Raw genomic sequence first — 13,443 nt, 5'->3', positions numbered from 1 at the left:
TGATGTGATTGGAGGAACTGCAATGGAAGATTCAAGCTTCGCCATACACCCAGGAAAGAAAAAGCAGCTTAAAGGAACTAATTATCAGGATGTTGGAGCATTAGTTTCGTATAAAAAAGAAAATCAGTCCGTTCAGATTGTATGTGAGAATGGGTTTGTTACAATTTTCTTTATTCGTGCTGACATTGTACGTATTATCATGAACCCAAAAGAAAAGCCATCGTTAGCTACGAGTTTTGCCGTAATTAAAGAACCAGAGAGTATTGGCTTTTCTATTCAAGAAGACAAAGGTTTAGTCGAAATTCATAGTAAAAAATTAAAGCTTTCAGTAACAAAGTCTCCTCTACGAATTTCAATATATAATGATGCTTGTAGGCTATTAGTAAGTGAGAATGAGCACGGGATGGGCTTTAATGAAAAGAAGGAAGTAATATGTTTTAAAGAAATGGACGAGGATGACCACTTCTATGGATTTGGAGAGAAGACGAGTTTTCTTGATAAACGTGGGGAGAAAATGACGATGTGGAACTCGGATGTATTTGCACCACATAATCCTGAAATTGATGCATTATATCAATCAATTCCATACTTTATGACGGTGAGGGATGGAAAAGCACACGGAATTTTCTTTGATAACACGTTTAAAACAGCATTTGATATGAAAACATCTACGGAAATGTACTCATTTTGGGCTGAAGGTGGTCAGATAGATTATTATGTCTTTCTAGGTCCAAGTCCAAAAGACGTGCTTGAACAATATACTACGATTACAGGTAGAATGCCTCTTCCTCCTAAGTGGGCTCTTGGCTATCATCAATCACGCTATAGCTATGAAACGGAGAAGGAAGTACGTGAACTTGTAAGTCAATTTCTTGAAAAAGAAATTCCTATTGATGCTGTATACTTAGATATTCATTATATGGACGGGTATCGTGTGTTTACATTTGATGAAGAGCGTTTTCCTAATCCAGAAGCTCTTATTCGAGATTTACAGAATATAGGAATTCATGTTGTGCCGATTGTAGATCCTGGTGTGAAAGAGGATCCTGAGTATTCAATCTATCAAGAGGGAATTCAGAAGGATAACTTCTGTAAATATATCGAAGGAAATATTTACTTTGGTGAGGTGTGGCCTGGTAACAGTGCTTTCCCTGATTTCACTAATACACATGTGCGAAAATGGTGGGGAGAGAAGCATAAATTTTATACTGAGTTAGGAATAGAGGGCATTTGGAATGACATGAACGAGCCTGCTGTGTTTAACGAAACAAAAACAATGGATGTAAAAGTGATGCATGGAAACGATGGCCAACCAAAAACACATCGTGAGCTACATAATGTATATGGATTTTTTATGGGCGAATCCACGTACGAAGGGTTGAAAAAACAGTTAAACGGAAAGCGTCCATTTCTATTAACACGTGCTGGTTATGCTGGTGTTCAACGTTATGGAACAGTTTGGACGGGTGATAACCGAAGCTTCTGGGAGCATTTGCAAATGGCACTGCCGATGTGTATGAACCTGGGGATGTCAGGTGTTCCGTTCTGTGGTCCTGATGTAGGAGGCTTTGCTCATGATGCTACAGGGCAGCTATTAGCACGTTGGACACAGTTTGGTACGTTTACCCCTTATTTTAGAAATCATAGTGCACTAGATACAGTAAGACAAGAGCCTTGGTCATTTGGAGAAGAAGTAGAGAAAAACGTAAAAAAATATATTGAACAAAGGTATGTTTGGATGCCACACCTCTATACACTTTTTAAAGAAGCAAGTAAAACAGGTGTACCAGTTATGCGACCACTAGTAATGGAATACCCAACAGATGAAAATACATTTAACTTATCTGATCAATTCATGGTTGGTGAGCAAGTTATTGTTGCACCGATTTTAACGCCAGATACTTTTCACCGTGTTGTTTACTTGCCTGAAGGTAACTGGGTTAATTACTGGACCGATGAAAAGCTTACAGGAAAGCAACATCATCTCATAAATGCAGACATTGAAACATTACCAATTTTCGTGAAGGAAGGTGCTATTCTTCCACATGGTTCAGTTAAGCGTTCAACTGAGGTCCCAGATAAGAAAGTAACGATTCATATATATCCAAAACAGGGTGAAGAAATAAGTTATCATTTCTATGAAGATGATGGCAAGACCTTTGATTATGAAAAAGGAAAGTCGTTCGAAAGTACGATTCGTTGTATAGCTTCTAAACAAAGTGTTGAAATTACACTTGAGAATGTAAACACAACCTTCACTCCATCATGGAAAGAATGGAAATTAGTTATTCATCAGTTAGAAGAAGTGACGAGTGTCAGAATAAATGGAAAGGAAATTACATTGATTGATTATGATAAAGATACGAAAATAGGTAAATTGACAATTGATGTAATATAAAAAGAAATCCCCTAGAATTAGACTCTTCTAGGGGATTTTTTATATACAGGAACGTAAGTGCTTAGTTTATGAATTACAATAATCGTCTAGCTCTGCTGATTGAGAGAGTTGCTCCTTAGCCTCTTCTAACATCTTATTAATATTAGCTATGTACTCCTGTAAACTCATATCTAAGTCCTCCTTTTATTTGTTTTATATGTAAGTCATCTTATATTAATCTCTTTTATACTAACTATTATTACCCGTAGATTTACTTTTTAAACTATGAATCTTGTATTTTTTTAGTGTGATAAATCTCATAGCAAAGGCTTAAGGAGGTACAGTAAGATAAGTCAAAAGAGAATTAATTTAATGGAGAGATGAATATGAGGTATGCAAACTTTAAACAAGTAATTAAAGAAGCGCAGAAGGGGACTCCTGTAAACATAAGTATTGCTGCAGCACATGATGAAGATGTAATGAAGGCAGTGAAAGATGCTGTTGATTTGGGCATGATTACTCCGTTCTTTATAGGATTCAAAGTTCAAATTGAAGAAATTGCAAGGGAGCTAGAGTTTGATATTAGTTCTTATGAAATACATCATACAGAGTCAGAAGAAGAAATGACGCTCTTAGCAGCAAGTCTTGCTGAACAAGGTAAGACAGAGATTATTATGAAAGGGTTAGTAAATAGTACCCCATTTCTAAGGGGAGTACTGCACCCTGATTTTAAATTACGCACTGATAAATTATTAAGTCATTTGTCTGCATTTGAAATACCAGGTGTTGACCACCTAACGTATATGACTGATGGTGGGCTTAATATTGCTCCAAATAAAAAAGAGAGAGAAGCCATTGTTTCAAATGGAATTGAGTTTTTAACAGATTTAGGGTTAGCGGAACCAAAAGTCGTTCTTTTATCTGCAAATGAAAGAATTAATGAAAAGATGCCTGTGACTCAGGATAGCTCTCAACTCGTAAAGACGTTATCTAGTAAGTATCCTAATGCAATAATTGACGGCCCGCTACCGTTAGATTTAGCGATAAGCAAAAAGTCACTACACCACAAAGGGATTGAAAGTAAAGTGGACGGGGAGGCGGATTTGTTGGTCGTTCCCACTATCGAGGCTGGTAATATATTAGGAAAAGCGATTACGTATTATGCTGGTGGTACAATGGCGGGAATTGTCTTAGGAGCTAGAGTACCATTAATTTTAAACTCGAGATCTGACTCATCGTTAGCGAAACTAGCTTCAATTGCTCTTGCGACTACGGCAGTTTCCAATCAATTAGTTGAATCATAAACGGCAGAGAGGAAAATACTAACATGAATGCATTAAAAATATTAGCGATAAATCCTGGTTCCACTTCTACCAAGCTGGCAATTTATCATGGAGAAATCATCATTTTAAATGAGACAATTCGCCATAAAGATGAGGAGTTAGCTGGTTTTTCTTCAGTAATAGAACAGAAGGGCTATCGGATGCAGCAGTTAGAGAAATTACTGGTCCATGAAGGCCATTTATTAGAAGAATTTGATGGGATTGTTGGGCGTGGTGGGTTCTTATCTCCATTAAAGAGTGGTACGTATATTGTAAATAACGAAATGATTCATGACTTAGAAACAGCAAAGTATGGAGAACATGCTTCTAATCTAGGGGCAATCATAGCTTATGATTTGGCAAGTAGTGTTGGGATAGCAGCTTTTATTGTCGATCCGATTGTTGTAGATGAGCTTACAGATATGGCGAGACTTTCTGGTATTCCTGAGCTTGAACGGAAAAGCCATCTCCATGCGTTGAATATAAAGGCGGTCTCAAGAAAAGTAGCAAATACAATAGGTAGACCATATGAGTGTTTTAACTTTATAGTTGCTCACATAGGTGGAGGTATATCTATCGCAGCTATGGAAAAAGGCAGGATTATTGATGTAAACAATGGGAACAATGAGGGGCCATATTCACCTGAGCGAGCTGGAGGTCTGCCATCTAAAGAGCTTATACACCTTTGCTATTCAGGTCAATTCACGGAAAAAGAAATGATAAGCAAAGTAACAAAGGAAGGTGGCCTATACGCGTACCTCGGAACAAAAAGTGTAATAGAGGCTGAAGAGCGAGCTATACAAGGTGATATACACGCTCAAAAAATACTTGAGGGAATGATATATCAATTAGCAAAAGAGATTGGGGCAATGTCTACTGTAGTAAATGGTGAAATAGATGGAATTATACTAACAGGCGGAGTTAGTTACTCAGAGTTTATTATTAATCGCCTTAGAAAGAAAATACAATTTTTGGCACCTGTTTTTGTTCAACCCGGGGAAGAGGAGTTAGAAGCGTTAGCGTTTGGTGCCTTAAGGGTATTATCTGGTGAAGAAGAAGGGAATTACTACCAAAATCCCAATTGAAAAAAATCCCTAAAATGACATCAATTGTGGTGTCATTTTTCCTTAGTTAATAGTCTGTATTTTTAGAAAAAAAGAACTTTTTGCGTTTAACGTACTTATTACTATACTTGAGTTACTTTAACGTGAGAAAGTAGTTGATAATTTATAAAATAGATGATAAGTTTGTTATATTAAGATTATAACTATGTTACCCTCAAGAAGAAAAGTCTAGCTGTATGACCGTTTTGGAGGTATTTTTATGCACGCGTTGTAAGCGTTTACTTTATCGCTTTTATACTGTAAAGTCTCTAAATTTTACAGTGTTAAACCAGATATACAGTGACGCTTTTTAGTATGTTAAAGTGGTAAAAGAGAGATAATTTTGAATTTTAGAAAAACATCACAATAGTTAAACTAGTAAAATATTATCTATTTAAATTACTATATGCATAAAATGACTGTAAAACTGCTAGATGGTGACTGTATGTAAAAGGTTTGTAAGAGAGATATTAAAAAGATAAATATTCAATGAGAGGTGAACAAGCATGAGTGAAAAGGATTACCCAATTTTTCAAATCGTTGATGAAGAAGGAAAGTTAGTTTCCGACGATTTTAAATCAGAGTTAACTGAAGAGCTTGTTAAACATTTTTATTTTAACATGATGAGAATTCGTACCTTTGATAGAAAGGCGATTGCTTTACAACGTCAAGGACGTTTAGGGACATATGCTCCTTTTGAAGGACAAGAAGCTTCACAAGTAGGAAGCGCGCTAGCTTTAGGAGAAAACGACTGGTTGTTCCCAACATATCGTGATCATGGAGCTACGCTAACGTTCGGTGCTAATATGGCAAGAACGTACCTATACTGGAATGGTCGTATTGAAGGTTGTGTACCACCTGAAGGAAAGAATATTTTCCCTCCAGCTGTACCAATTGCAACACAATTACCACATGCTGCAGGTGCTGCTTTAGCTGAAAAGCGTAAAGGTACAAAAAACGCAGCAATTGCTTACTTTGGAGATGGTGCAACATCTGAAGGTGACTTCCATGAAGGGTTAAACTTTGCGAGTGTATTCAAAGCACCAGCTGTATTTTTTAACCAAAACAATGGGTATGCAATTTCAGTACCAATTACAAAACAAATGAACTCAGAAACAGTAGCTCAAAAGAGCGTAGCATATGGTATGCCAGGCGAGCGTGTTGATGGTAACGATATTTTTGCAGTTTATTTCACGGTTAAGAAAGCATTAGAAAGAGCTCGTGATGGTGAAGGTCCAACATTAATTGAGTCTGTTACACAACGCTTTGGTGCACATACTACAGCAGATGACCCAACGAAATATCGTGACCAAGAAAAATATGAGAATTCTCGTGAAAAGAAAGACCCAGTTGGAAGATTAGAACGTTTTATGAAAGAGAACGGTTTCTGGGATGAAGAATGGGTTAACAAGATCATGGGAGAATTAGAGCAAGAAATTCAAAAAGCTGTAGAAGATATGGAGAAATTCCCTAAACCAGATACTAACGATTTATTTGATCATGTATTTGCTGAACCAACGTGGACAATTAAAAAGCAAAAAGAAGAGTTCCAAATGCTACGAGGTGAGGCTTAAATGTTGGCTCAAAAGGAAAAGGAGTTGAAAAATGTGAAATCTCAAGGAAAAGAAAACTCATTGACGCTTGTTCAAGCAGTAACGGATGGTTTAAGAACAATGCTACAAGAAGATGAAAGTGTTCTTTTACTAGGTGAAGATATCGGTAAAAACGGAGGGGTATTCCGTGCTACCGACGGTTTACAGGAATTATTTGGTGAGGATCGAGTGGTCGATACACCATTAAGTGAAGCTGGTATTGTTGGTACATCAGTAGGTATGGCAGTTAATGGATTTAAGCCAATTGTTGAAATGCAATTCTTAGGTTTCATTTATCCAGCTTATGAGCAAATTATGACTCACGTAACAAGAATTCGTATGAGAACGATGGGGCATTACACAGTTCCTATGGTAATTCGTGCTCCTTATGGTGCAGGGATTAGAGCACCTGAAGTTCATTCAGATAGTACGGAAGCTTTATTCACTCATATGCCAGGAATTAAAGTTGTTTGTCCATCAACACCATATGATGCTAAAGGACTTTTAATTGCTGCAATTGAGGATCCGGATCCAGTACTATTCTTAGAGTCAATGAGAACTTACCGTGCAACTCGTGAAATGGTTCCAGAAGGAAAATACACAGTTGAAATTGGTAAAGGTAAGTATGTAAAACAAGGTGAAGACGTAACACTTATTTCTTGGGGAGCAATGATGCCTGTAGCACTTAAGGCAGCTGAGGAATATGAGAAGCAAGGAGTTAAGTGTGATGTAATTGATTTACGTACACTTTACCCATTAGATAAAGACATCATCGCTGAATCAGTACAAAAAACAGGTCGTGTCGTAATCGTTCATGAAGCACATGAAACTGGTGGTTTAAGCAATGACATCGCATCAGTTATTAATGATACGTCATTCTTATACTTAAAAGCACCAATCGAACGTGTAACAGGTTACGATGTACCAGTACCGTTCTTCGCATTAGAGGATCACTATATGCCAACACCAAAAAGAGTAATGCATGCAATTAAGAAAGTAGTAGAGTTTTAGGAGGGGAAAAAATGGTAGAAGTAAAGCTTCATGATATCGGTGAAGGAATGACAGAAGGCGAAATTATCCATTACTTTGTAAAAGTAGGAGATACAGTTAAAGTGGACCAACCACTTGTTGAAGTACAAACAGATAAGATGGTTGCTGAACTTCCGTCACCTTCGGCTGGTACGATAAAAGAAATTATTATCCCTACTGGAGAAACTGTATCAGTAGGAACAACTTTGTTAATTGTTGAAGCAGAAGGTAGTGCTGCAGCACCTGCTCCAGTAGCGGCTTCAGAAGCACCATCAGAGGAGAAGAATAAAGGGCCAGTTACAGATACGAAAAAGGTAGAAGCACCAGCTTCAAGATCAGGTAGAGTTCTTGCTGCACCATATACTCGTAAAATTGCAAGAGAAAATGGTGTAGATATTGAGCAAGTTGCTGGTACAGGCCCAGCAGGACGCGTAACCGATGAGGATGTTCAACGTTTTATTAACGGTGAACAAGCAGCTCCTGCACAAGAAGTAGCAACTGAGAAGACAGCAACAACTACGGCAAAACCATCAGTGTCAGCGCCAACAGCACCTGTAACTGCAGGAGAAGTAGAAACAATTCCGTTCCGTGGAAGAAGAAAACAAATTGCGAAGAAGATGACGCAATCAGCATTTACAATTCCACACGTTACTCACTTTGAAGAAGCTGATTTAACGAACTTACTAGCGTTCAGAAGTGAATTAAAGGAAACTGGCGTAAATATTTCAGTTGTATCATTCTTCATTAAAGCAATTGCTATTGCATTGAAAGACTTCCCAGTATTCAATGCGAAACTAGATGAAGTAAATGAAGTGATTAAGCTAGAGAAGGATTACAATATCGGTTTAGCTACAGATACTGAAGACGGATTAGTTGTACCAGTTCTTCACAATGTAAACCAAAAGTCATTAAAACAAATTAATGATGAAATGAAAGAATTAACGAAGAAGGCAATCGCTGGTGAGTTATCAGGTAATGAAATGAAGGGTGGAACATTTACAATTAGTAATGTTGGACCACTTGGAAGTATTGGAGCAACTCCAATCATTAATCACCCTGAAACTGGAATCATTGCTTTCCATAAAACGAAGAAAATGCCAGTTGTTATCGAGAATGATGAAATTGCGATTCGTTCAATGATGACAATGTCAATGGGCTTTGACCACCGTGTAGCTGACGGAGCAACGGCTGTAGCATTTACAAATCGTTTCGTGGATCTAATCGAAAATCCGAAAAAGCTATTATTGGAGTTGGTATAAATGGTTGTAGGTGATATCGTACAAGAGCGCGACTTGGTCATTATCGGTGGTGGGCCGGGTGGTTACAATGCGGCGATCCGTGCAGCTCAATTAGGTTTGCAAGTAACACTTGTAGAGAAAGCTGATATGGGTGGAGTTTGTCTAAACAAAGGTTGTATTCCATCAAAAGTTCACACTCATGCGGCAAAACAACTTTCAACATTATCGAAGCTTGAGGATATTGGAATTTCAACTAAAGAATCATCTTTTGATTTCGGTAAGCTTTCTTCATACAAAGAGAAAGTAGTTACAAACTTACGTAAAGGTGTAGAATCTTTATGCCAAGCAAATAAAATTGAAATTTTAAAGGGAGCAGCTTCTTTTATCTCTGAAGTGCGTATTGGAGTAGAAGAAGGTCATAACTTTGATATTATTCAATTTAAGCATGCGATTATCGCAACAGGTGCGACTCCAGTTGCTGAGGGTCCTTTAGATGTATCTCATGAGCGTATTCTTTTATCTCATGAAATTTACAGCTTATCAGAAGTACCGGAACACTTAGTTGTCTATGGAAGTGACTATCTTTCATTAGAAGTAGCATCTAGCTATCATTATCTTGGAGCGAAAGTAACAATCGTTCTTGATGATGCGAAAGATGACTTTAACTTTGATGACTCAATTAACAGAGAGTTAAAGCGTCTGTTAAAGAAATCAAAAATTAAAGTTCTTAGAGGCCATACAATTGAGACGATTTCTGGTAGTGATACTGGAGTTGAGTTTGTTTGTAAAAAAGGTGAGGATGCTGAAACTGTTTCAGGAACGCACGCTTTCCTTTCAACAAAAAATCAACCAAATATCTCTTCATTAGGATTAGACCGCATTGGTGTAGATGTATCTGAAGCTGGATATGTTGTAACGGATGTTACAATGAAAACGTCAAAAGATAATATCTTTGCTATCGGTGATACGACTGAAGGAGAATCACTTGCTATTAAAGCAATCAAGCAAGGTAAAGTTGCTGCAGAAACAATTGCAGGAGAAGCTAGTGAAGTAGATCTTACATTCTTACCGATTGTTGTACATACTGTCCCTCCAATTGCGACAGTAGGCTTAACAGAAAAAGAAGCTAAAGAAGCTGGCTATGAAGTGAAAACTGGTCAATTTGCACTTGGTGGAAACGGCTATGCGATGATTACTGGCGAAAAAGATGGTTTCGTAAAAGTGATCAAAGATAGCAAAACAGATATGTTACTTGGTTTCCATGCAATTGGTGCTGGTGCAGTTGAAATGATTAGTACAGGTACAGTTGCATTAGAAATGGTAGGACGTGATGAGGACTTAACATTCCCATTATATCCTCACCCAAGCTTTAATGAAGCATTTTTAGAAGCAGTTGAAGGATTGTCGGATCAAGCAATCCACAGCCCTCCAGCGAAGAAATAAATAAATCCAATGAGCAAAGCCACTACATCTTTTAAGTCCAGTGGGTGTCCTTCCCGCTGGACGCGTAGTGTGCGACGCCATTGCCCTTCTTTGGATAAGCTACCAACAGTTTTATACTTTCTTTTAAATAAGAATCACTTATAAATATTATGGAACAAAAACCGCAAAGCGGTCTTTGTTGGATGTAAAGCCGTTCTTCTAATTTGAAGGACGGCTCTTTATGTATTCCCCTCAATTGACTAAAAAAAGCTACACAGAGTAGCTACAAATGGCTTTGTTTCCTAACCAACTTACTCATTACAAAAGGGGCCCCAGCAATCTGCTGAGGCCTATTAAACGATATATTATCGGGACTTATTTACCATATGCAGAGCCTACTACGATTAGTAGGATGAATAGTACAACAATTAAAGTAAAGCTACTTCCCTTTCCTGAGTAAGTTGGATAACCTTGAAAACCAGTGTACCCTTGATACCCGTGAAATTGTTGTGGTGCTCCATAGAATGTCATAATAATGGATGCCTCCTTTTTTTAGTAGCTACACTATAAGTCTATGTAGAACTACGTCATATGGTTAGGCATCTATCCTAATTTTATTTAATTTGGTCAACTGCCTATGAGAAATTTACCTGTGCTGCTCGTAAAGAGAAGCTTTCGATATTTCTTTAATTTTGTTTAACTCATCGTCAGCAAGTGTAAGCGTGTTAATAGCATTGATGTTCTTTTCAATTTGTTCTATTGAGCTTGCACCAACAACTGCAGCGGCGACAACTTCATCGTGTAGACAGTAATGTAGAGCAGTTGATGTAAGGGAATGCTTATTACTAATGTTTTTAATGCTTGAACTAATGTTTTTTAATTCTTGGGAAGAATAAGATAGATAGTCTTTACCTAGCCTATTACTTGATTTATCAGTCAATATTCCTTTTGCGACAGGACCTCTAGCTAAAACACTTACATTATGTTCTTTAAGGAATGTAAATAGCTCTTCAGGCCGTCGGTCAAGAATGCTGTACTGCATCATGACACTGATTATAGAGGATTGCTTACAAAATTGCTTTATAACATTTGGACGGATGGACGAGATTCCATAATAGCGAATAATACCTTCTTCTTTTAATTCTTCAAATGCTTCTATGATTTCATCGATTGGATCGTCTATCGTACCACCATGAAGCTGATACAAATCAATATAATCTGTTTGTAAACGTCGGAGACTTTCTTTTACAGCAGATTTGATATACGTCTTTGAAGGATCCCATTCCCATCCATCCTTTCCTCGTTCAAAACGATTTCCAACTTTAGTTGCAAGGATCACGTCATTTCTCTTCCCTTTGATTGCTTTACCGATAAGCTCCTCGTTTACACCTTGATCATATAAATCGGCAGTGTCTAAATAATTAATTTCATTAGAAATAGCTGTATCGATAATTTTTTTTGCATTTTCTTCATCGGTACCGAGTGACATGCATCCAAGTCCGATTTCACTTACATATAAACTTGAATCTCCAATTTGTTGTTTGTTCATTTCAACCAACCTCCTAATAAAACCTTCTATTATGTATCTTAATATTACTTTCATTAGCTTTCAAATATATAAAGAGGTAGGGACTATAGTTCTATACTGTGAAACGACAACTAAACAAGTATCTAATGTTTCAAATTCAATTCATCTAATTCATAATGGTATTGATGAGGGGACAAATGGCATTCGTGAGATTAATCAATACTTTGAAAACATAGTAGATAATATGCAAAACAATAAAGAAAAAAATATTATGCTTGAAGATGAGTTAGAATTTGTATCTTCTGTTCTTAATCAAATTTCTGGAGGAATGCAGGAGATGGTAGGAACAGTTGAACAGTTGACAATTACGACGAGTGAATTTTCATATGAGCGTAAGTAGGATATAAAAATGCCCCTTAGGATTATTAAAAATCCTGAGGGGCATTTGTTAGTTGTGTAGCTTGTCCAAATAGAAAACGAGTTGTTTTCTATTTTAGGAATGAGCGTAGCATCCAGTTGTGTTTTTCTAATGATTGATGGATAGCTAATAGCATGTCTGCTGTTGTTTCATCTCCAAGAGAGTCAGCAGCTTCCATACCATCTTTTAGTTCTTCAATCATTGTATCGAAGTCTTTAACAATTTCACCTACCATATCATCAGCTGTTTCTCCACCTTTTGCTTCTTGAACTGATGCAGTCTCTAAAAACTCTTTAAGAGTTGCAACAGGTGTTCCTTTTAAAGCAAGTAAACGTTCTGCTAATTCATCAATGTGTAAAGCCGCTTCATTATAAAGCTCTTCGAATTTGTCATGTAAAGTGAAGAAAGCAGGACCTTTTACATACCAGTGATAGTTGTGAAGCTTTGTGAATAAAACACTCCAGTTTGCGATTTGTTTGTTAATGACTGTAGATACTTTTTCTTGACTCATCATAATCACCTTTCCTTCCATTACTTTCAATTTACTTTTACCTTAATTAAGCATTGTTAAACATGGTATAATCAACTTTTCATAAAAGGTTATAGGTAAACATGTAGGGAGAATAACGCTACATTTAATCTATAGGTTTATTTTAACAAAATATTGTAATTTCCACCATGTACATCTGTGAACATTTTCGCAACAGAAGTCAATAATTCATTTGCTTCGACAGCGTCCATAGTGTGCTGTAAATAGACGATATGTAAGGCAGACGTTGTTTCATCAGTGACCATTGTTTTTCGGGAATCAACTATTGGACTTCCAAATGCTCCTTTGTCATCTGCTGATACTATTTTGTTAGTCATATCATTTGTTCGCTCATTGATACCAAGATACTGGTCGTTTTCCGAACCAATACGTACCTCAATAGGTGCTGTTATCTTATCAAGATTATAAATTCCAAAAGGTATTTCGTATTTTAATGAGAAGAAGTTATTTAAGTCTACTGCTGAGTTTATTGGAGCTAATGTATGACCTTTTTTTATTCGTCGGTATAACGCTTCTGAGGAAGGACGATAGCGAGCTGGATCCGTACCAACCTTCTTAAAAATAGAGCGCCAAGTATTAATCCCATTAAAACTTGCCAGTTCTTTGTCCTGTAGCGTTAGAGCTAATTCTTCTTGAAAGAAAAGGAGTCTTCCTTTTAACATTTGTGGTGATGCTCCGATAACGATATCATGATAATAAATAAATCCAATTTTGAAGCCAGGGATAAGCTCTTTAAGCTTACTGCCTATAGAAACATCTTGCATTGTGTCACCTCATTAGAATTTTGTGACATTATTTTACCATATAAAGTGAACAATCCTTTAATTTATATTTATGTACTAATATAAATATTTTTTGTGAAAG

General features: G+C 36.9%; 12 protein-coding genes. 8 read left to right on the top strand and 4 right to left on the bottom strand.

Annotation, left to right across the window (positions count from 1 at the left end):
* Positions 1 to 22: 22 nt before the first annotated feature.
* The 7 genes from CD003_RS13610 (at position 23) to lpdA (ending at position 10,104) form a co-directional block, all read left to right on the top strand.
* Positions 23 to 2,398 carry a glycoside hydrolase family 31 protein gene (locus CD003_RS13610; protein ID WP_096201643.1) on the top strand — a complete coding sequence of 792 codons (2,376 nt, stop codon included), beginning with the start codon at positions 23 to 25 and terminating at the stop codon, positions 2,396 to 2,398.
* A 365-nt stretch (positions 2,399 to 2,763) separates the two neighbouring features.
* The gene (locus CD003_RS13605) at positions 2,764 to 3,681 is read left to right on the top strand and encodes a phosphate acyltransferase (RefSeq protein WP_179295554.1); all 918 of its coding nucleotides are present in this window, start codon (positions 2,764 to 2,766) and stop codon (positions 3,679 to 3,681) included.
* 23 nt (positions 3,682 to 3,704) lie between these two features.
* Complete coding sequence (buk, locus tag CD003_RS13600) at positions 3,705 to 4,784, top strand: butyrate kinase (RefSeq protein ID WP_096201641.1); 1,080 nt, start codon at positions 3,705 to 3,707, stop codon at positions 4,782 to 4,784.
* A gap of 524 nt (positions 4,785 to 5,308) precedes the next feature.
* A complete protein-coding gene (pdhA, locus tag CD003_RS13595) occupies positions 5,309 to 6,376 on the top strand; it encodes a pyruvate dehydrogenase (acetyl-transferring) E1 component subunit alpha (RefSeq protein ID WP_096201640.1) in 1,068 nt (355 codons plus the stop codon).
* Positions 6,377 to 7,405: an alpha-ketoacid dehydrogenase subunit beta gene (locus CD003_RS13590; protein WP_096201639.1), complete on the top strand. Its 1,029-nt coding sequence runs from the start codon at positions 6,377 to 6,379 to the stop codon at positions 7,403 to 7,405. It abuts the gene before it with no gap.
* Positions 7,406 to 7,416: 11 nt separating this feature from the next.
* Entirely contained in the window at positions 7,417 to 8,682 is a 1,266-nt protein-coding gene (locus tag CD003_RS13585; RefSeq protein ID WP_096201638.1) for a dihydrolipoamide acetyltransferase family protein, read from the top strand.
* Positions 8,683 to 10,104 (top strand): dihydrolipoyl dehydrogenase, encoded by a 1,422-nt coding sequence (lpdA, locus tag CD003_RS13580; RefSeq protein WP_096201637.1) that lies wholly within the window; start codon positions 8,683 to 8,685, stop codon positions 10,102 to 10,104.
* A gap of 354 nt (positions 10,105 to 10,458) precedes the next feature.
* On the opposite strand, the gene CD003_RS13575 is transcribed toward lpdA, so the two are convergent.
* Both CD003_RS13575 and CD003_RS13570 read right to left on the bottom strand, forming a co-directional pair.
* On the bottom strand, positions 10,459 to 10,614 hold the full coding sequence (locus CD003_RS13575) for a YjcZ family sporulation protein (protein WP_096201636.1): 156 nt from the start codon (positions 10,612 to 10,614) through the stop codon (positions 10,459 to 10,461).
* A 115-nt stretch (positions 10,615 to 10,729) separates the two neighbouring features.
* Positions 10,730 to 11,632 carry an aldo/keto reductase gene (locus tag CD003_RS13570; RefSeq protein ID WP_096201635.1) on the bottom strand — a complete coding sequence of 301 codons (903 nt, stop codon included), beginning with the start codon at positions 11,630 to 11,632 and terminating at the stop codon, positions 10,730 to 10,732.
* Positions 11,633 to 11,663: 31 nt separating this feature from the next.
* Here CD003_RS13570 and CD003_RS13565 point away from each other — a divergent pair, with 31 nt between their 5' ends.
* Positions 11,664 to 12,011, top strand: a complete 348-nt coding sequence (locus CD003_RS13565; protein WP_096201634.1) for a hypothetical protein — start codon at positions 11,664 to 11,666, stop codon at positions 12,009 to 12,011.
* A gap of 88 nt (positions 12,012 to 12,099) precedes the next feature.
* Here CD003_RS13565 and CD003_RS13560 read toward each other — a convergent pair whose 3' ends face one another.
* Both CD003_RS13560 and CD003_RS13555 read right to left on the bottom strand, forming a co-directional pair.
* Complete coding sequence (locus CD003_RS13560) at positions 12,100 to 12,540, bottom strand: Dps family protein (protein WP_096202354.1); 441 nt, start codon at positions 12,538 to 12,540, stop codon at positions 12,100 to 12,102.
* A gap of 137 nt (positions 12,541 to 12,677) precedes the next feature.
* Positions 12,678 to 13,343, bottom strand: a complete 666-nt coding sequence (locus CD003_RS13555; RefSeq protein WP_096201633.1) for a B3/B4 domain-containing protein — start codon at positions 13,341 to 13,343, stop codon at positions 12,678 to 12,680.
* Positions 13,344 to 13,443 lie beyond the last annotated feature (100 nt).

The organism is Bacillus sp. FJAT-45350, assembly GCF_002335805.1.
In the GTDB taxonomy this organism is placed as follows: domain Bacteria; phylum Bacillota; class Bacilli; order Bacillales; family NISU01; genus FJAT-45350.
This window is presented reverse-complemented; position numbering and strand designations above follow the sequence as displayed.

What these genes read in the sequence shown, in the direction of transcription:
- CD003_RS13610 (WP_096201643.1), top strand. Translation starts at nt 23, where the DNA reads ATGGAAGATTCAAGCTTCGCCATACACCCAGGAAAGAAAAAGCAGCTT.
- CD003_RS13605 (WP_179295554.1), top strand. Translation starts at nt 2,764, where the DNA reads ATGAGGTATGCAAACTTTAAACAAGTAATTAAAGAAGCGCAGAAGGGG.
- buk (WP_096201641.1), top strand. Translation starts at nt 3,705, where the DNA reads ATGAATGCATTAAAAATATTAGCGATAAATCCTGGTTCCACTTCTACC.
- pdhA (WP_096201640.1), top strand. Translation starts at nt 5,309, where the DNA reads ATGAGTGAAAAGGATTACCCAATTTTTCAAATCGTTGATGAAGAAGGA.
- CD003_RS13590 (WP_096201639.1), top strand. Translation starts at nt 6,377, where the DNA reads ATGTTGGCTCAAAAGGAAAAGGAGTTGAAAAATGTGAAATCTCAAGGA.
- CD003_RS13585 (WP_096201638.1), top strand. Translation starts at nt 7,417, where the DNA reads ATGGTAGAAGTAAAGCTTCATGATATCGGTGAAGGAATGACAGAAGGC.
- lpdA (WP_096201637.1), top strand. Translation starts at nt 8,683, where the DNA reads ATGGTTGTAGGTGATATCGTACAAGAGCGCGACTTGGTCATTATCGGT.
- CD003_RS13575 (WP_096201636.1), bottom strand. Translation starts at nt 10,614, where the DNA reads ATGACATTCTATGGAGCACCACAACAATTTCACGGGTATCAAGGGTAC.
- CD003_RS13570 (WP_096201635.1), bottom strand. Translation starts at nt 11,632, where the DNA reads ATGAACAAACAACAAATTGGAGATTCAAGTTTATATGTAAGTGAAATC.
- CD003_RS13565 (WP_096201634.1), top strand. Translation starts at nt 11,664, where the DNA reads ATGTATCTTAATATTACTTTCATTAGCTTTCAAATATATAAAGAGGTA.
- CD003_RS13560 (WP_096202354.1), bottom strand. Translation starts at nt 12,540, where the DNA reads ATGAGTCAAGAAAAAGTATCTACAGTCATTAACAAACAAATCGCAAAC.
- CD003_RS13555 (WP_096201633.1), bottom strand. Translation starts at nt 13,343, where the DNA reads ATGCAAGATGTTTCTATAGGCAGTAAGCTTAAAGAGCTTATCCCTGGC.